General features: G+C 71.9%; 13 protein-coding genes and 1 pseudogene. 8 read left to right on the top strand and 6 right to left on the bottom strand.

All coding sequences use genetic code 11. The features are described 5' to 3' along the window. Nucleotides 1-47 precede the first annotated feature (47 nt). Nucleotides 48-2,684 carry a selenium-dependent xanthine dehydrogenase gene (gene xdh / locus IPJ17_16155; protein ID QQR73006.1) on the bottom strand — a complete coding sequence of 879 codons (2,637 nt, stop codon included), beginning with the start codon at nt 2,682-2,684 and terminating at the stop codon, nt 48-50. A 98-nt stretch (nt 2,685-2,782) separates the two neighbouring features. Between xdh and hydA the strand changes: the two genes are divergently transcribed. Further along, nucleotides 2,783-4,165: a dihydropyrimidinase gene (gene hydA, locus IPJ17_16150; protein ID QQR73005.1), complete on the top strand. Its 1,383-nt coding sequence runs from the start codon at nt 2,783-2,785 to the stop codon at nt 4,163-4,165. Nucleotides 4,166-4,548: 383 nt separating this feature from the next. On the opposite strand, the pseudogene IPJ17_16145 reads toward hydA, so the two are convergent. After that, nucleotides 4,549-4,749 (bottom strand): annotated as a pseudogene (locus tag IPJ17_16145) (2-oxoisovalerate dehydrogenase). 165 nt (nt 4,750-4,914) lie between these two features. Here IPJ17_16145 and IPJ17_16140 point away from each other — a divergent pair. The 6 genes from IPJ17_16140 (at nt 4,915) to IPJ17_16115 (ending at nt 12,508) form a co-directional block, all read left to right on the top strand. Then, nucleotides 4,915-6,702, top strand: a complete 1,788-nt coding sequence (locus tag IPJ17_16140; protein ID QQR73004.1) for a hypothetical protein — start codon at nt 4,915-4,917, stop codon at nt 6,700-6,702. After that, nucleotides 6,699-7,694, top strand: a complete 996-nt coding sequence (locus IPJ17_16135; GenBank protein ID QQR73003.1) for a hypothetical protein — start codon at nt 6,699-6,701, stop codon at nt 7,692-7,694. The genes IPJ17_16140 and IPJ17_16135 overlap by 4 nt, the downstream gene beginning before the upstream one ends. A 4-nt stretch (nt 7,695-7,698) precedes the next feature. Beyond that, on the top strand, nt 7,699-9,183 hold the full coding sequence (locus IPJ17_16130; protein QQR73002.1) for a radical SAM protein: 1,485 nt from the start codon (nt 7,699-7,701) through the stop codon (nt 9,181-9,183). Between the two features lie 219 nt (nt 9,184-9,402). Then, nucleotides 9,403-9,918 carry a DUF3011 domain-containing protein gene (locus IPJ17_16125; GenBank protein ID QQR73001.1) on the top strand — a complete coding sequence of 172 codons (516 nt, stop codon included), beginning with the start codon at nt 9,403-9,405 and terminating at the stop codon, nt 9,916-9,918. Nucleotides 9,919-10,003: 85 nt separating this feature from the next. Beyond that, nucleotides 10,004-11,248, top strand: coding sequence for an amidohydrolase (locus tag IPJ17_16120; protein QQR73000.1), 1,245 nt, complete (start codon nt 10,004-10,006; stop codon nt 11,246-11,248). 30 nt (nt 11,249-11,278) lie between these two features. Beyond that, nucleotides 11,279-12,508 (top strand): spore maturation protein, encoded by a 1,230-nt coding sequence (locus IPJ17_16115; protein QQR72999.1) that lies wholly within the window; start codon nt 11,279-11,281, stop codon nt 12,506-12,508. Here the strand turns inward: IPJ17_16115 and IPJ17_16110 are convergent. From IPJ17_16110 to IPJ17_16100, 3 genes are read right to left on the bottom strand one after another with little or no spacing between them, the layout of a single operon-like run. After that, nucleotides 12,490-13,767 carry a serine hydrolase gene (locus IPJ17_16110; GenBank protein ID QQR72998.1) on the bottom strand — a complete coding sequence of 426 codons (1,278 nt, stop codon included), beginning with the start codon at nt 13,765-13,767 and terminating at the stop codon, nt 12,490-12,492. The genes IPJ17_16115 and IPJ17_16110 overlap by 19 nt on opposite strands. Continuing rightward, on the bottom strand, nt 13,764-15,167 hold the full coding sequence (lysA, locus tag IPJ17_16105; protein ID QQR72997.1) for a diaminopimelate decarboxylase: 1,404 nt from the start codon (nt 15,165-15,167) through the stop codon (nt 13,764-13,766). The genes IPJ17_16110 and lysA overlap by 4 nt, the downstream gene beginning before the upstream one ends. Nucleotides 15,168-15,215: 48 nt before the next feature. Further along, nucleotides 15,216-15,557 carry a PAS domain-containing protein gene (locus IPJ17_16100; GenBank protein QQR72996.1) on the bottom strand — a complete coding sequence of 114 codons (342 nt, stop codon included), beginning with the start codon at nt 15,555-15,557 and terminating at the stop codon, nt 15,216-15,218. 152 nt (nt 15,558-15,709) lie between these two features. On the opposite strand from IPJ17_16100, the gene IPJ17_16095 reads away from it, so the two are divergent. Continuing rightward, nucleotides 15,710-17,089, top strand: coding sequence for a decarboxylase (locus tag IPJ17_16095; protein ID QQR72995.1), 1,380 nt, complete (start codon nt 15,710-15,712; stop codon nt 17,087-17,089). Nucleotides 17,090-17,123: 34 nt separating this feature from the next. Here IPJ17_16095 and IPJ17_16090 read toward each other — a convergent pair whose 3' ends face one another. Next, nucleotides 17,124-18,137: a dipeptide epimerase gene (locus IPJ17_16090; GenBank protein QQR72994.1), complete on the bottom strand. Its 1,014-nt coding sequence runs from the start codon at nt 18,135-18,137 to the stop codon at nt 17,124-17,126. Nucleotides 18,138-18,479: the final 342 nt, after the last annotated feature.

The raw sequence follows: 18,479 nt of genomic DNA, 5'->3' as shown, positions 1-18,479 counted from the left end.
GCCGTCGACGCGGACGATGCGGCCGTCGCAGTCCGGTCCGAGAACGATCACGAGGCGTCGCCGCCCGATCGGCGGATCCGGCCGATGCCGCCGAGCGCACGCGCCGCCGGCGAGTCTTTCATCGGCAGCGTCATCCGGCGGATGCCGTCGAAGGCCGCGAGCGCTCCGGCCACCGCGGGAGCGGTCGGGACGAGACCGATCTCTCCCACACCCTTGGCGCCGAACGGCCCCTCGGGCTCGGGGTCCTCGACGAGGATCACCGTGACCTTCGGCATGTGCTTGGCGCGCAAGGCGCCGAGCTCGCGCAGGCTGAAGGTCGCCGGCATGCCGTCGGGGCAGGGGAGCTCTTCGGTGAGCGCGTAGCCGAGTCCCATCGAGACGGACCCTTCGATCTGTCCTTCGCAGAGCTTCGGGTTGATGGCGCGGCCGACGTCGTGCGCGGCGACCATCTCGGCGACACGCCCGTCGGCGTCGAGGATGCAGAGCTGGGTCGCGAAGCCGTAGGCGGTGTGGGTCTTGCCGGGCTCGCCGTGCGGCCCGGGCGGGCGCGTGTCGTCGATCAGCACCTCGCCGACGTAGACCTTGCCGGTGAGCTCGGCGAGCGATCGCCCGGCGTCGAGATCGGCCTTGAGCCGGAGCGCGGCCTCGACCACCGCGCGGCCGCCGAAGAGCGTGGCGCGGGAGCCGGTGGTCTGGCCGCTGCCGAGCTCGAAGGTCGTGTCGACCTTCGGCCGGAAGCATCGCGCCGGAAGTCCGGTGATCTCGACGGCGCATTGCACGAGCACGGTCAGCAGCCCTTGACCCATCTCGGTGTAGCCGTTGTAGAGCGAGATCGTGCCGTCGGCCTCGACCACCAGGCGAGCCTTGCCCCACTCCTTGGCACCGTTGCCGATCCCCGAGTTCTTGATGCCGCAGGCGATGCCCACCGCACGACCGGCGGCGCGGGCCTCGAAGTAGCGCTCCTTGACGGCGAGCAGCGTCTGCTTGACGCCGACCGACTTCTCGAGCACCTGACCGGTGGTCACCGCGTCGCCCACGGCGACGGCGTTGCGCCAGCGGATCTCCCAGCCGTCGAGGCCGGCCTGGTCGGCCAGCAGGTCGAGGCAACCCTCCATCGCGAAGTGCGCCTGGTTGGCGCCGAAGCCGCGCATCGCGCCGCAGGGCGGGTTGTGGGTGGCGACGGCGCGCGCCTCGACGTCGACGTGCGGCACCTTGTAGGCGCCGCAGGCGTGGCCGGCGGCGCGTTCGAGGACCTTGGCGCCCACTGAGGCGTAGCAACCGGTGTCGCCGACGATGCGCGCCCGCACCGCGGTGAGCCGTCCTTCGGCGTCACAACCGGCTTCGTAGTGCATGGTGAGCGGATGACGCTTCGGGTGGATGCGGATCGACTCCTGACGATTGAGCACCAGCCGGACCGGGCGGGCGGCAAGAAGGGCGAGCAGAGCGGTCTGCGCCTGGACCGACATGTCCTCCTTGCCGCCGAAGGCGCCGCCGTTGGGCACCAGCTCGACGTGCAGCCGCGATTCCGGGATGCCGAGCACGGCGGCCACCTGCCGGCGGTCGTCGAAGATTCCCTGCCCCTGGGTCGCGAGATGGAGTCGTCCGTCCGGCAGCGGCTCGGCGAGGGCGGCCTCGGGCTCGAGGAAGAGATGCTCGATGCGCTGCGTGCGCCAGGTGCCGGAGACGACGTGGGCGCTCGCCGCCAACGCCGCCGCCGCGTCGCCCCGGCGCACGACGGTCTGCGAGAGCAGGTTCGGGTAGGCCGGGTTGACCTGGGGCGCACCCTCGGCGAGCGCCTCCTCGGGATCGAGCACCGGGGGCAGCGGCTCGTAGTCGACGCGGACCAGCGCCGCGGCCGCACGCGCCGTCGCCTCGTCCTCGGCGGCGACCGCCGCCAGAATGTCGCCGACGTAGCGCACCTCCTCGCCGACGGCGACGAAGACCGGCCAGTCTTTCTCGATCAGGCCGACCCAGCGGTCGCCCGGCACGTCGTCGGCGGTGGCGACGACGGCCACACCGGGCAGCTCGCGCGCCGCCTGCGTGTCGATCGCCAGCACGCGAGCGCGGGCATGCGGCGAGAGCACCAGCGCGCCGTGCAGCATCCCCGGCCGCTTGAGGTCGGCGACGTACGGGCGATCGCCGAGCGCCATCGCGGCGCCCTCGACACGGGCGAGCGAGGCGCCGACGCGGCCGTCGTCGCCCGGAACGGGGAGCGGCCCGCCGCGCCAGGCTCCGGCCATCAGCTCGATCGCCTCGACGATCTTGACGTAGCCGGTGCAGCGGCAGAGGTGGCCGTCGAGGGCGCGGACGATCGCTTCGCGACTAGGGCTCGGCTCGCGGTCGAGCAGCGCCTTGGCGCGCATCGCCAGACCGGGGATGCAGAAGCCGCACTGCAGCCCGGTGGCGGTCTGGAAGCTCGTGGCGATGATCTCGCGCTCCCGTGCCGGGATCCCTTCGAGCGTCACCACCGACTTGCCGGCGACGCGTTCGGCGGGGATGGCGCAGGTGGTCTTCGGCAGACCGTCGACGATCGCCAGGCAGCAGCCGCACTGCCCCTGGGGGCGGCAGCCGTCCTTGAGCGAGGTGAGGTCGCAGCGTTCGCGAAGCGTCTCGAGCAGGCTCTCCCCGGCACGAATATCGAGGTGGCGCGGCTGCCCGTTCAGGGTGAAGTCGATCGACGGCATGAAGCTCCTCGAGGGCCGGTCGGGTCGGACCCGGTCGGTCGTCGGGCAAGGGTACCTCCCCCCCGCGGCGCAGGCAAGGAGCGCTATTCTCCTGTGCCATGGGCCTGCTCCTGCGCAACGGCACGATGATCACCGCCGACCGGCGGTGGACCGGCGACCTGCGCTGTCGCGACGGACGGATCGCCGAGCTCGGCGACGAGCTCGAGCCGGTCGACGGCGAGGCGACCTTCGACGCGACCGGGCTGCTCGTCTTTCCGGGCGGGGTCGATCCGCACGTCCATCTCTCGCTGCTGGTCGCCGGCACGGTGTCGGCCGACGACTTCGCCAGCGGCAGCGCCGCGGCGCTCGCCGGCGGCACCACGACGCTGATCGACTTCGTCCATCCCGAGCGCGGAGAGAGCTTCGTGTCGGCGCTCGATGCCCGGCTGCTCGAGGCGGAGCGCTCGCTCGTCGACTACGGTCTGCACCTCGGCGTCACCTGGTGGGGCGACGGCACGGCCGAGGAGATGCGCCGTTGCGTGCTCGAGGAAGGGGTGCCGTCGTTCAAGGTCTACCTCGCCTACAAGGGCACGGTCGGAATCGACGACCGCGATCTCGTCCAGGTGATGGCCGAGGCCCGGACGCTCGGGGCGACGATCCTCGTGCACGCCGAGCACGGCGAGATCATCGAGCTGCTGCGCGACCGGATGGCGCTCGCCGGGTTGACGGCGCCGCGCTACCACGCCCTTTCGCGCCCGCCGGAGACCGAGGAGGAGGCGACCGCGCGGATGGCGATGCTCGCCGGTCTGACCGGGGCGACCACGTACGTCGTCCACGTCACCTGTGCGGAAGCGGCGGCGGCGATCGCCCGGGCGCGCGAGCGGGGTGTCGAGATCGTCGGCGAGACCTGCCCGCAGTATCTGCTGCTCGACGACGCGGTCTACGACCGCCCCGATTTCGCCGGGGCGGCGTTCGTCGTCTCGCCGCCGATCCGCCCGCGCGGGCATCAGACGGCCCTCTGGAAGGCCCTCGCCGCCGGGACCCTCCAGGTCGTGGCGACCGACCACTGTCCCTTCACCCAGGCGCAGAAGGCGGCGGGTCGCGACGACTTCCGGCGCATCCCTGGCGGTGCGGCGGGGATCGAGCACCGCCTCTCGCTGCTCTGGACCTTCGGCGTCGGCACCGGCCGCATCGACGCGCATCGCTTCGTCGATCTCGTGTCGACCCGTCCGGCGAAGCTCTTCGGGCTCTATCCGCGCAAAGGGGCGATCGCCGTCGGATCGGACGCCGACCTGGTGCTCTGGGACCCCGGCGCGACGGCGACGATCTCGGCGGCGACCCATCGCCACCGCAACGACGCGAGCATCTACGAGGGCTTCGAGATCGAAGGCGCCCCTGCTGCCGTGGTCGCCCGCGGCGAGCTGAGGTACCGCGACGGCCAGATCCTCGCCGAGCCCGGGAGCGGCCGCTTCCTCGTGCGCCAGCCCAATCTCGTTCGCTGAGGCGCGGTCGACGGCCCGCTCCGTCGCCTGCGGCAGCGAGTCAGGCCTTCGGAGGAGATGGCGGAGCCTCACTCGTCAGGGCGTGCGAGATCAGGTACCGCTCGGCACGAACGTTCAGAGGTCGCTGGGCCGTCGGTTCCCGCCGACGAGAGCCGAGACGACGGTCTGCCGTTCCTCACCTCGCCCGCGCGCCAGCTCTGCGACGATCGCCGCCGGCGTGTCAGTCGCGAGCGGGCTGTGATTCGGCAGGGTCAGGGGATGCTGGCGCGGCCAGGCACGGGTCGAGCGGAGATGGCTCCCGGTCTGGTGGGTGACCTCGTCCCCGAGCCGTCGTAGCGCCGCGTCCAGCTCAAGTGCTCCCACCTCCCGCGGTAGCTTCCCAGCGCCAGCAGGTCCTCGCGCACGAAATGGAGGCGGACCACTTTGGGCGCGTCCGCCTCGTCGACGTGGCAGGCGACCGCGTCACGGACATTCTCGTGGAGAGCCGCGCGGTCGTCGGCTTCGGCGAAGATGGCTGGGCCGAGCGCCCGGGCAAGGAAGTCCCCTTCCGGGTTTTCTTCGACGAGAAAGCGCAACGCCGTCATGCCGGGAGCTCCTCCTGAACGAGGTGCGAATTCGGCAGACCGCAGCCGAAGCTCGATCCCTCGAGGCTTCGCGAGTCGGGCGTCGCAGCGAAGGCACCGGCTCGCCCCACCCGGCGGGGTGTGGCGAGGAGCGGGCGCACGGCCTACGGTAGGACGCGAATTCCGATGAGGCTCCGCGACTCGATCGGCACCCGTCGTCACGGCCTTGCGACCGCCGGAGCGGCTGTCCTGCTGGCCATGGTCTGCGCCCTCGCGGCGGTGCCTGCCGCGCGAGCCCAGGGCGAGATCGTCTGGGCGGAGGTGACGCTCGAGGTCGACGCCGCCGGCGGGGCGACAGTCGGCTACGAGACGCGCTGGCGCACCGCGGGCACGATGCACGGCTTCTACTTCCAGGGCGAGCAGGCGACGCCGAGCTTCGGCGACGGGGTGGCGGAGCTGCCGGACGGCCGGCAGGTGCCGTTGTCGATCTCTCCGGTCGACGGCGGTCGCTGGGACGTGGTGCTCGCCGGCGGCGAGGCCTGGGGCCCCGGGGAGGCGACCTACCGCTTCACCTATCGGGCCGATCTCGCCCGGGCCGGGATGGTGGCACCGACCGTCGCCGAGGACGGGACGCGGCTGGTCGTCCTGAACTGGTCGCCGGTGGCGTGGGATCAGCCGCTCACTCACGAGACACTGGTCGTCCGCTTCCCTTCGGTGGCGGCGCCGCGTGTCGGCGAGCTCTCGCTCGAAGAGACCTCGACGGCGGTCGGGCTGCGCACCGAGCCGTTCGTCAACGAGCGCTACCTCGTCACCTATCGCGGCGAGGGCGAGCCGCCGACCCTCTGGGTGCGCTTCCACCAGAACGAGGTCGCGGCCAACACCGATCACCGCGTCCAGCTCTACCTGCCGGAGGCGAGCTTCCCCGGTGTGGCCGCGATTGCCGCCGAGCAGCGAGCCGCAGCGTTTGCCGCGGCCGCCGCGGAGCGCGAGCGCACGCTCGCCGAAGCCGCCGAGCGGCGGCGGGCGGAGGAGGTGGCGCGGCGCCTGCGGCTCAGCGTCGGCCTACCCGTGCTGCTCTCCCTCGCCGCGCTCGCGCTGCTGATCGCCGGGCGCAAGCTCAAGGGGCTGGCGCGCGCCTACGCGACGGCCCCCGACGTCCTCTGGGAGCGCGCCGACTGGGAGCCGCCGCGGTTGCGCCTCTCGACCTTCCGCAAGCCGGGCAAGGTCGCGGAGCTCGCCGACCTCGAAGCGCTGGTGCTGCTCGGCCTGCCGTTCCAGGTGGTGCTGGCGATGGTGCTCGACCGGCTCTCCGGCGACGGGCGACTCGTCCGCGAGTTGCGCGACGGCGTCTTGTGGCTCGCGCGCCGCGGTGAGGAGCCGGCCGAGGACGACCCGTATCCCGGAGCGGTCTGGGGGAAGCTCGGTCCCGACCTCGCTCCCGTGCCGGCGGGGCTTGCCGGCGAGATCGGCGAGCTCCTGGTCGGCACCGTACAACGCAAGGCGTGGGACGCCGATCTCGACGCGACGCGCGACCACTATCGGCGCCTCTTCGCGGCGCTCTTCCCCGATGTCGGCACGGTGTCGGGGCAGACGATCCGCCGACCGGAGGCGGTCACCGATCGCTACTACCCGATCTGGGTGTCGCAGCACCACACCTCCGGCCCGGCGGTCTGGCGCAGCGAGCCGGCGACGATCTTCCGCGGCGGGGGAGGGGAGTTCGGTGGCGGCGGTGCCTCCGCGAGCTTCGCCAATCTGATGCCCGCGCTCGGTCCGCTCCCGGCCCGGGGCTCGATGGCGGCGTTCGGCCCGGAGGACCTCGTCGGCTCCTACGAGCACGCCGCCTGTCACAGCGCCTGCCACTCGGCCTGTCACAGTGCCTGTCACTCGGCTTGCCACAGTGCGTGCCACAGCGCCTGTCATTCGGCCTGTCACAGCGCCTGTCACTCCGCCTGCGTCTCCGGAGGCTCGCATTGAGCGCTCTCTGGCCGAGTGCCGCCGAAGCGGCCACGCTGCAGTTCGTCTTCACCTCCGCCTCGCTCGGTCGCCGGGTGCTGCTCGCCGGCGCCCTCTTCGCCCTCGGGCTGGCCGGGTGGGTGCTGCTGCCGTTCCCCTTCAACCTGCCGGGACTGGGCCTCGTCGTCGCCGGTCACCTGCCGCTCTGGGTGCGGCGCCAGTCGACCGCTCCCGGAGGGGCGACCCCGGTGCACGAAGAGGTCTGGGCGCCGGTCGAGGAGGGCTGGCTCGAGCGTGTCGAGGAGCTCGAGCGGCGCGGCGAGCGCTGGGACGTCACCCCCTGGGACAGCTCGAACGCGATCGGCTGCGTGACGCTCGCCGGCGTCGTGCTGGCGCTCGGCGGCGGGGCGATCTTCCTCGCCGCAAGGCTCGGCTTCGACGCCTTCTTCCGCCTCGGCGTCGCCGCGCCGTTGCTCTTCGTCCCGCTCTGGCTGAACGGCATGCGCACCACCTGGAATCCGAGCGAGCTGCGCAAGAAGGGGTTGGCGCTCGCCGTGGCGCGCGCCCAGGCCGAAGCGCTCGCCAAGGGCGACTTCGACCTCGTGCCGCTGCTCGCCTTGCGCGAGGGCAAGCGCGGGAAGTACCCGGTGGACGCCCGGCTGATGCTGCGACCGTCTCGCGACGACGCCAGTGGCTTTCTCGGCGTGCAGCTCCAGGTGGCGCTCAACAACGTCCAGGGGAGCGACTACCCGTACCTCTACGCCGTCGTTCTCGGCAAGGCTCCGTTCGAGCCGCCACGCGCCCACGATTGCCCGCGGCGCAGCGGCGAGACGAAGATCGTCGCCGAGAATGGCAAGAGCGGCGAGGTGAGCTTCCTCGTCGTGCGCCAGCACGCCGACACCAGTGGCGGCTGGCATACCGAGCCCGAGCAGATCCGCACCCTCGTCGCCGTCGCGCTCGACCTCGGGCGGCGGGCTTGGCAGAAGGCCGGCGGCCGTCCGGCCCAGGGCTGAGCCGATGGGCCTGCGCGCGCTGGCCGAGGCGTGGAACGGCCGGCACCGCGAGCCGCCGGCGGACGGTCCGCTCTGGGTCGAGCTCTCCCCCGATCAGCCCCATCCCGTCGACCTCCGCTGGGTCGACGAGCTCGTGGCGAGCGCCCGGCCGCACCTCTGTGTGCGGGCCGAGGACGAGCTCCTCATCCTCGTCCCGAACCGCCCGGTCAAGGTCAACCGGACGGCAATGCGCGTGCTCGCGGCGATGCTCGACGAACGGCTCGGCATCGCCGAGGTGCTGGCGCGCGAAGGCGACGATGCCCGCAAGCGACGCGATCTGCACTGGTTCTTCGCCGACCTGGCCGCCTGGCTCAAGGGCACGATCGGGGAGGGCGAAGGGCGGCGCGCCGTGGTCCGCGAGCCGTTCCGCGCCGACTTCTGCACCCTGCCGCTGCTGGCCGAGGTCGCGCTCACCTACCGCTGCAACCTGACCTGCTCGTTCTGCTATGCCGGCTGCGGTGCCGTCGGGTTGCCGGAAGGCTGGAGCGAGTCGCGCACGATGAGCGACGACGAGGTCTGTCGCGTGCTCGAGGTGATCGCGCGCGACGCGCGCTGTCCGAGCGTCAGCTTCACCGGTGGCGAGCCGACCGTGCGGCCGGCGCTGCCGCGCTTCGTGCGCCACGCCAAGGGGCTCGGGCTCAAGGTCAACCTGATCTCGAACGGGCAGCGCCTCGACGAGGCGCGCGTTGCCGAGCTCGCCGCCGCCGGGCTCGATTCGGCGCAGCTCTCGCTCGAAGGACCGGACGCCGCACTCCACGACGCCCTGGTCGGTCGACCGGGGGCGTTCGCGCGGCTTTGGGAGGCGGTCGATCGCCTGCGGTCGCAGGGCATCCGGGTGCACACCAACACCACGGTGAGCCGCGGCAACGTCGAGCGGGTGGAGGAGATCGTCGACGAGGCGGCGCGACGCGGGCTCGCACGGCTGACGATGAACCTCGTCATCCCCTGCGGCTCGGCACGCCAGGACGAGACGGTCGCCGTCTCCTACTCCGAGATCGGCGAGCGCGTGCTCGCGGCACGCCGCCGGGCCGAGGAGCGTGGCCTCGAGATCATCTGGTACTCGCCGCTGCCGCTCTGCCTGTTCAACACCGTCGCCCACGGTCTGGGCAACCGCGGCTGTGCCGCCGCGGACGGGCTGCTGCACGTCAACCCGGCCGGCGACGTGCTGCCGTGCTCGAGCTTCGACCACGGCGAGAGCCTCGGCAACCTGCTGCGGCAGCCGTTCGCCGAGGTCTGGCAGTCGCGCGAGGCGCGCTTCTTCCGCGACAAGCGGATGATGCCGGCGAGTTGTGCCGGCTGCTCCGACGCCGCCGTCTGCCAGGGCGCCTGCGTCCTCTACTGGCGCGAAGCGGGTCTCGCCGAGCTCGGGGAGTCTTCGTCGGCGCCGCCGCCGCTGCCGGCCGGCTGGCGGAGCCGGAGCGAGCCGACCGGGCCGGCGAGCCCGGCCTGAGGGAGGAAGGAGCGTCGAGCGGGGGATCAGCGACGGGCGCGATGTCGCAGGCCCGGAATCCACGCGCCGGTCGCGCCGCGCCCTTCCCGAGTCGTTCTCGGTGTTGCCATCGGCTGGGCCACGGCGGACCCGCCGCGGGAGCCTTCACGGACGCACTCGATGCGCCCGCTCGTCGATTGCGGCAGAATTGCCGTGTCCGACGCCATCGGGAGGATCGACATGCCACGCCCCCGCCCCGCCCTTCGCCTCGCCCTGCTCTCCGCCGTCGCCCTCGTCACCGCGCCGCTCATCGCCCAGTACGGGCCGGACTCGCGCGAGGCCTGCCGGCGCGCGGCGAGCGTCCTGGTCAACCAGGAGGCGCGCTGGGACGACGCGCGCAGCGGCGCCCGCGGGGTGAGCAACACGCTCAATTGGCGCGCCGCCGACGGCACCTACGGCACCTGCTCGGTCGACGGCCGGGGTCGCGTCTACGCCGTGCGCGTCGAGCGCTGGGGCGAGGCCTCGAGCGGCATCGACGTCTGGCCGGGCAGCGGCGCCGGGGAGATGGTCCGCACCCTGCGCTGCGAGTCGGATCGCGACCGTCGCCGGGAGTGCGAGATCCCTCGCGGGGCGTCGGTGCGGCTCGTCGACCGGCTGAGCAGCTCACCCTGCGTGCTCGGACGCACCTGGGGCTACAACCGCCACGAGATCTGGGTCGACAACGGCTGCCGCGCGGTCTTCGAAGTGCGGTGGTGACCGCGTTGCGGTGTGCTAGCGTCGCTCGCGGTCGACGGCCGCGCCTCTGCCGGCCTCGGCCGTGAGCGACGACACCTCGCAGCCGATGCCGAAACCGTCGAGCCAGCCCCGCGCTGCCACCGCGGCTCGTTCCGCCGCGAGCGATCTGCTTGCTGCGGCGCAGGCGATCCTGCCGTGGATGGTCGAGATCCGCCGCGATCTCCATCAGCATCCGGAGCTCGGCCTCGAGGAGCACCGGACCCGCGGTCGCGTCGAGGCGCGCCTCGACGAGCTGGGCATCCCGTTCGTCGGGGGGCTTGCCGGCACCGGCGTCGTCGGCACGATCGCCGGGCGGTCGTCCGGCCCGGCGGTCGCCTTGCGGGCCGACCTCGACGCCCTGCCGCTGCACGACGGCAAGGACGTGCCCTACCGTTCCTTCCACGACGGGAAGATGCACGCCTGCGGCCACGACGTCCACACGGCGGTGCTGCTCGGCGCAGCGCGTCTGCTCGGCGAACGGGCCGCGGAGCTCGCCGGTCCCGTCAAGCTGATCTTCCAGCCGGCCGAAGAGACGGTCGGCGGCGCGCGGCTGCTGGTCGAGCAGGGCGTCCTCGCCGACCCGCCCGTCGCGGCGATCTTCGGTCTGCACGTCGACCCCGGGATGGAGGTCGGCACCGTCGGCCTGAAGTACGGCCAACGCAACGCCTCGTCCGACAACCTGAAGATCGTCGTCCACGGTCGCTCCTGTCACGGCGCCTATCCCTCCTCCGGCGTCGACGCCATCGTCGTCGCCGCGCAGGTGGTCAGCGCGCTGCAGAGCGTGGTGAGCCGCAACGTCGACGCGCGCGCCAGCGCCGTGGTCACGCTCGGCACGATCTCCGGCGGCACCCAGGGCAACATCGTCGCTGCGCGAGTCGAGATGGTCGGCACCGTGCGCACGCTCGACAACACCACGCGGGCGCTCGTCCTGCGCCGGGTGCGCGAAGTCGCCGAAGGCGTCGCGTCGGGGTTCGGCGCGCGCGCCGAGGTGGTCATCGAGCCGAGCTACGACCCGCTGGTCAACGCCGACGAGATGGTCGACGTCGTGCGACACAGTGCCGGCGAGCTGCTGGGTGAGGAGGGGATCGTCGTCGTGCAGCGACCCAACATGGGGGTCGAGGACTTCGGCTTCTACCTGAGCCACGTCCCCGGCGCCTTCTACTCGCTCGGGGTGCGCAACGAGGCGGCGGGAATCGTCCACCCCGTGCACCACGAGCTGTTCGACGTCGACGAGCGCGCGATGGCCTACGGCGCGGCGCTCCAGGTCCGCAACGTCCTCAACGCCTTCGCCGCGCTCGCCGCGTCACGCTGAGGCGGCTGCGGGCATCCTCCGGGAGTCTCGATGCTCAACAAGATCTGGGCCTCGTTCTTCCTCATCGCCCTGGTCGCGGCGGCCGGCAAATCGTTCCTCGGCGGCGACTACACGGTCTGGGCGGCGATGGTCACCGCGGCGTTCGAGATGGCGAAGACCGGCTTCGAGATTTCGCTCGGCCTGACCGGCATGATGTGTCTCTGGCTCGGCGTGATGAAGCTCGGCGAGCTCGGCGGAGCGATCGACGCCGTCGCCTGGGCGTTCGGCCCGCTACTGCGGCGCCTCTTCCCCGGCGTGCCGAAGGGTCACCCGGCGATGGGCGCGATGGTGATGAACATCGCCGCCAACATGCTCGGCCTCGACAACGCCGCCACGCCGCTCGGCCTCAAGGCGATGAAGGAGCTGCAGTCGCTCAACCCGGACCCGGAGACGGCGACCAACGATCAGATCCTCTTCCTGGTGCTCAACACCTCGGCGCTCACCCTGATCCCGATCTCGATCTTCGTCTACCGGGCGCAGCTCGGCGCCGCCGACCCGACCGACGTCTTCATCCCGCTGCTCATCGCCACCTTCTGCTCGGCGACGATGGGCATCCTGGTGACCGGCACGATCCACCGGATGAAGTTCGCCGACCCCGTGCTGCTCGCCTACTTCGGCGGGATCGCCGGCGTCGTCGTGTCGATGGTGCTCTACTTCGGCAGCCTTCCCAAGGGGGAGCTCGAACGGCAGTCGTCGATCGTCTCGAACATCTTCATCTTCTGCCTGATCGCCGTCTTCATCCTCGCCGCGCTGCGCAAGAAGGTTCCGGTCTACGAGTCGTTCGTCACCGGCGCCAAGGAGGGGTTCCAGGTGGCGGTCGGGATCATCCCCTACCTCGTGGCGATGCTGGTGGCGATCGGCATCCTGCGGGCGAGCGGCGTCCTCGACCTGGCGATCAACGGCCTGCGTTCGGCGGTGGCGGCGATCGGCTGGGACGCCCGCTGGGTCGACGGGGTGCCGACGATGCTGATGCGTCCGCTCTCCGGCAGCGGGGCGCGCGGCATGATGATCGAGACGATGAAATCGCACGGCGCCGACTCGTTCGCCGGGCGGCTGGTGAGCGTCGTCCAGGGCAGCAGCGAGACGACCTTCTACATCATGGCCGTCTACTTCGGTTCGGTGGGCATCAAGCGCGAGCGGCACGCCATCCCATGCGGCCTGCTCGCCGACCTCGGCGGCTTCCTCGGCTCGATCTTCGTCTGCTACCTGTTCTTCGGCTGAGCGCTCGCGCCCTCCGGCCAGAACCACTCCGCCAGCGATTCGCCGAGCGCGGTGAAGAACGGCGTGGCGACGCTCGCGTAGTCGTAGGCGTCGTCGTTGAGCACGCCGTCGGCGTTGGTGTAGAGGGTCGCGGCGAGGAAGAAGCCACGGCCGGTCGCCGCGTCGACGACCCAGGCGTTCTCGGTGGAGAAGCCGTAGGCCTGACCGAACTTGTTGTCGATGCGGAATCGGTCGCGCGGCAGACGCTTCTCGAGGCCCGGCAGGAGGAGCTTCGACCAGGAGTCCGGGTATGCGGCCGGGTCGTAGACCGGGTTGGCCGACTGGCGCGGGAACTGACTCATCGCTTCGTGCAGCAGCGCGCGATCGGCGTCGGTGAGTGAGTACGCCGCGCCGCCGCAGTCGACGTCGGGGCGCACCACGGCACAGAGCCCGCGCTGGAGGTCGACCAGGCTGAAGCGGTTCTTCGGCGCGAAGTCCATCGGACCGGCGAGCTTCTGGTCGCCGGCGAAATAGGCGGTGCCGACGGCGAGCCCGGGCACGGGCGGCGGCGGAGGGAGTGGCGCCGTGCGCCGCTCGGGGAGCACGAGCGGGCCGCCGTCCTCCGGCGGCACGCGGAGCTCGACGCGTGGCATCTGGCGGTTCTCCTCCGCCGTGCGCACCACCGACAGGCGATGCACGAGGCGCGCCGTGCCGAGCCCGGCGCGGGCGAGGGAGGCGGCAAGCCGGTCCTGCCCGACGAGCTCGTAGAGCCGGTTGAACGCCTCGTTGTCGGAGACCAGGAAGAGCTTGCGCAGCTCGTGTCGGACGGTGATCGTGCCGCCGGCGAGGTTGGTCGGGTCGGCGTCGCGCACGGTCTCGCCGGGGAAGAGCGGCGAGAAGGCGAGCGGCGTGTCGACATCGACCGGCAGGCCGCTCTCGTCGGCGAGCTCGTGCAGTCGTTCGAGCGCGGCGACGGCGGCGAAGAGCTTCACCGCGCTCGCCGGGTAGAAGTACTCGGCGCCCGCCCGATAGGTGTGCTGGCGGAGCACCGGGCGGCCGTCGCTTCCCGGCTCGATCACGCCGAGGACGACCTGCAGCCGGAGCTCGGCGGCGCGAGCCACCGCGTCGCGCAGCGCCGGCCGCGAGGTCAGGAGATGGCGGAGCGGCTCGCCCGCCGCGTCGAGGGCGGGATCGGTGGAGCGGGAGGCAGGCATCGTGCCGGGCGGAGTCGAGGCGCAGCCGGCGAGCAACGCCGCGGCCACGAGCGACCGGGCTCTCACCAGGTGACCACCGGGCCGAGCTCGAGCTCGCCCACTTCGGCTTCGGTGGCGAGGATGGCGGCGAGCTCCTGCCGTCGATTGATCAGCGTGGCCCGGCTCCCTTCGACCAGCACCTCGGCCGGGCGGCCGTGGTCGTTGTAGTTCGACGCCATCGACATGCCGTAGGCACCGGCGGAGAAGACGGCGACCAGGTCCCCCTGGCGCATCTTCGGCAGCGCGCGATCGCGGGCGAGGAAGTCGCCGGTCTCGCAGATCGGACCGACCAGGTCGCAGACCTCGAGGGCGTCGCGGTCGAGTCGCTCGTCGGTCGTCGCGTCCTCGATCCAGCGTGGCGTCGGCCCTTCCCAGTCGACCGGCCAGACGAAGTGGAACGCCTTGTAGAGCGCCGGGCGGATCAACACGTGCATGCCACCGTCGCAGATGACGAAGTTCTTCGCCCGTCCGTGCTTGACGTGTTGCACGCGGGCGAGCAGCAGGCCGGAGTTGGCGAGGATCGAACGGCCGGGCTCGAGGAGGATCTGCAGGCCGGCGGCGGCGCGCTCGGCGAGCAGCGGCACGAGCCGCTCGCCGAACGCCTCGAGCGGGGCGACCGACCCTTCGGTGTAGGGGATCGGCCAGCCACCGCCGAGGTTGAGCGTCGAGACCGGATGGCCGCGCCGCGCCAGCTCGTCCATGAGCCCGAAGGCGACCGCGATCGCTTCGGCGTACGGCTCGACCTGCGGCACCGGCGAGCCGATGTGCAGGTGCAGCCCCTCGAAAGCGAGGCCGGGCTCGCCGGCGAAGCGGCCGACCACCTCGACGATGCGGTCGGCATCGATGCCGAACTTGTTCTCCTTCTTCCCCGTCGTCGTGTACTCGTGGGTGTGCGGGTCGACGTTCGGGTTGACCCGCAGGCAGAAGCGGGCGCGCACGCCGAGCTCGGCGGCCAGTGCGGCGATGCGCGAGAGCTCGCTCTCCGACTCGACGTTGAAGCGACCGACGGTGCCGCGGCCCTTGGGGTCGGGCCGGCCGAAGTTGGCGGCGGTCGCCGCGCTCACCAGGGCGAAGCGGCCGTCGAGCGCGGCGCGGATCTCGTCGTCGCTCTTGCCGACCCCGGCGAAGACGATGTCGGCCATCGGCGTACCCGAAAGCCAGGCGCGCTCGAGCTCGCCGCCGGAGACGACGTCCATGCCGGCGCCGAGCGAGTGCAGCAGCCGGCAGAGGTGCAGGTTGGGGCTCGACTTGACGGCGAAGTGGAGGTGCGCGCCGAGCGGTGCGAAGGCCGTATGCAGGCGCCGGTACGACTCGCGGATCGCCGTCGCCGAGTAGATGTAGGTGGGTGTGCCGACCGCCGCGGCGATCGCCTCGACGGGGATCTCGTCGGCGTGCAGATGGCCGTCGCGCCATTGAAAGGGATTCATGCGGCGAGTATAGCGGCGGGGGCGCGTGCGCCGCGCCGGCCCCGCCGCTCAGCCGCGGACGAAGTGGGGCAGCTCGAACGGGATGGGGAGCGAGAGCTCGACCAGGCCCTGGTAGACGCCGTCCCGGTACCAGGGGGACTGGTAGATGAGCTTCTTCACCCCGTCCTTCTCGATGGTGTAGACGTTGAGCTGACCGCTCTGGAGGAGCTCGAGGAGGCGATGGCGGGCGGGCTCGGGGTGACAGTCGACGAGGCTCTTGCCGATCAGCTCGCGTCCTCCGTCCTTTGCATGCGTCTGCGCGGCACGATCGTTCATCTCGAGGGTCACGCCCTCGCGGTCGCAGACGGTGATCGCGAACGGCAGCTCCTTGGCCCAGGCACCTTCAACCATCTCGCGCTCCTCGGCTCGCGCGGGGCACCCCGCGGAAACGCCAGGCCGGTGCGACCTGGTCGGCCAGCTATAGTAAGAGAACGAAGGCGGGGCCCGCCCGTCTCTCCCACGCGATGCCAGCCGATCTGCCCCTGGAGCTCTCGGTTCCCGAGATGGAGCGACTTCTCGACGAGGTCGGGCGACGGGTCGTCGGCCACCTCGCGTCGCTGGCGACCCAGCCGGCGGCCGACGTCGGCGGCGCGGCCGACCTGGCGCGCGCCCTCGCCGAGCCGGTGCCGCCGGAGTACGGCCGTCCGGTTGCCGAGATCCTCGACCTGCTCTTCGAGCGGGCGATCCCGAAGAGCTTCAACACGGCGGGCCCGGGCTACGTCGCCTACATTCCCGGCGGTGGCATCTTCACCTCGGCGATGGCGGAACTGATCGCCGCCGCGACGAACCGCTACGTCGGGGTCTGGCAGGCGTCTCCCGCGCTGGTGCAGTTGGAGACGAACGTCGTCCGCTGGCTCTGCGGCCTCGCCGGCCTGCCGGCGGCAAGCGGTGGCTATCTCGCCACCGGCGGGTCGCTGGCCACTTTCACCGCGCTCGTCGCGGCGCGTCGCGACCGGCTACCCGCCGACTTCCTGCGCGGCACGCTCTACGTCTCCGACCAGACGCATCATGCCGTCGCGAAGGCCGCCTCGCTGGCGGGCTTCCCGTTCGAGAACGTGCGGGCGATCCCCTCCGACGAGCGCTTCCGCGTGCGGGTCGGCGAGCTCGCCGACCGCGTTGCGGCAGACCGCGCGGCGGGCTTCACGCCGTTCCTCGTCTGCGGCAATGCGGGCACGACGAACACCGGGGCGGTCGACGACCTCGTCGCGCTCGCGGGGCTCTGTGCCGAGGAGCGGCTCTGGTTCCACGTCGACGCGGCCTACGGCGGGTTCTTCCTGCTCACCGCACGCGGTCGGGCGGCCCTCGCGGGAGTCGAGCGCGCCGACTCGGTCGTGCTCGATCCCCACAAGGGGCTCTTTCTTCCCTATGGCACCGGCGCGCTGCTGGTCCGCGACGCCGAGCTGCTGCGCCGTGCCCACGCGGTGGGGGCGGACTATCTGCCGCCGATGCAGCAGGAGGAGGGCTTCGTCGACTTCTGCGAGATCTCGCCCGAGCTCTCGCGGGCCTACCGCGGCCTGCGCGTCTGGCTGCCGATCAAGCTCCACGGGCTCGCGGCCTTCCGTCGTGCCCTCGACGAGAAGCTCGACCTCGCGCAGCATGTCAGCGCCGAGCTGCGTCGCCTGCCGGAAATCGAGATCGTGGCCGAGCCGCAGCTTTCGGTGGTGGCCTTCCGCGTCCTGAGGCGCGGCCTCGACACCGAAAGCTCGAACCGGCTGAATCGTCAGCTGCTCGAACGGGTCAACGCGCGCCAGCGCGTCCACCTCTCGGGAACGGTGCTCCGCGGGAGCTTCGTCCTCCGCATCTGCGTCCTGTCGTTTCGCACCCACCGCGACCGGATCGACGAGGGTCTCGCCGACCTGCGCGCTGCGCTCGCGGAGGTCTGACAGGCTGCTGCGACGGACTCGTCGGCCGACCGCTTCAGGCGACGAGCGGCTCGACCCCCAGCCCCGGTCCCTCCGTCTGGCGGAATCGTCCTCCCTCGAGGTCGAGTCCGGTGAACGGGTCGTTCGAGACGAGCAGGCTGCCGTCGAGGTCGATCCAGTCGACCAGCGGAGCGACGGCGAGGGCCGCGGCAATGCCGAGCGAGCTTTCGATCATGCAGCCGAGGAGGATCTTCAGGCCGTGGGCCCGGGCCGTGGCGATCAGCGCCAGCGCCGGTGCGATGCCGCCGCACTTGGCGAGCTTGACGTTGATGCCGTCGAATGCGGCGGCGATGCGCGGAATGTCGCTGGCGTCGTGCAGGCTCTCGTCGGCGATGAAGGGGAGCGGGCTCGACCGTCGCAGCTCGCGGATGGCCTCGAGCTCGGTCTCCTTCATCGGCTGCTCGACGAACTCGACGCCGAGCCGGGCGAGCTCCGGCAGCCGTTCCTGCGCCTCGGCGAAGCTCCAACCCTCGTTGGCGTCGACACGGATCGCCTGTCGCGTGGCACCGCGCACCGCGCGCAAGAGCTCGAGGTCGCCGGGCAGTCCCATCTTCAGCTTCAGCACCTCGAAGTGCCCGGCGGCGGCGACTTTGTCGAGCGCTTCGGGGATCGGATCGACGCCGATCGTCCACGAGGTCGGTGGCAGAGGACGACGGCCGAGGCCGAGCAGCTCGGTGACCGGGATGCCGAGGCGACGGCCAGCGAGGTCGTGGAGGGCCGCGTCGAAGGCGGCCTGGGCGGCGCGCTGGCCTGGGACGGCGAGTCGCGCCGCCTCTTCGGCGAAGGCGTGTGGCTCGGCGAGGCGAGCCGCCATCGTGGCGAGCGCCGCGGCGGCCGAGTCGGCGCTCTCCCGGTACCGGGGGATCGGTGCCGCTTCGCCGCGGCCGAGGACACCGTCCTGGTCGATTTCGAAGATCACGTTCCGCCGGGTTTCGGAGGTGCCACGAGAGAGGCGGAAGGGGGTGCGCAGGGCGAGCTCGATGGTGTGGGAGTGACAGCGGATGGGCATGAACGGATCCTAGCCGCTGCCGGCCGGTCGCTGCTGTCCGTCCGCTCCGGTCCGTAGCAATCGCACGCTCGCCCGACCCCCCCATCCGGGGCGGTGCGGGGGCGAAGCGCCCCCGCCCGGGTCTCTCCCTGCGGTCGAGACGACGAGGGGCCGAGTCCCGCGAGCCGCACGCGCTCGCACCCTCGTCGCGGGAATGCCGTTTCCCCCGTCGTCGCATGCAACGCCGTTTCGTCCCGCTGTCATCGCGGCAACGCAGCTCCCCCCGCCGTCGTCCCGGACGAGAGCGAGGCGCTCGGCCGGAGGGGCGGCAGGGAGGACCGGGGGTCTGCCGGGTCCCTCCGT

Source organism: Holophagales bacterium, from assembly GCA_016699405.1.
Taxonomy (GTDB): Bacteria; Acidobacteriota; Thermoanaerobaculia; order Multivoradales; family JAGPDF01; genus JAAYLR01.
Note: the sequence above shows the minus strand (reverse complement) of the source record. Positions and strands in the feature narration are given on the sequence as shown.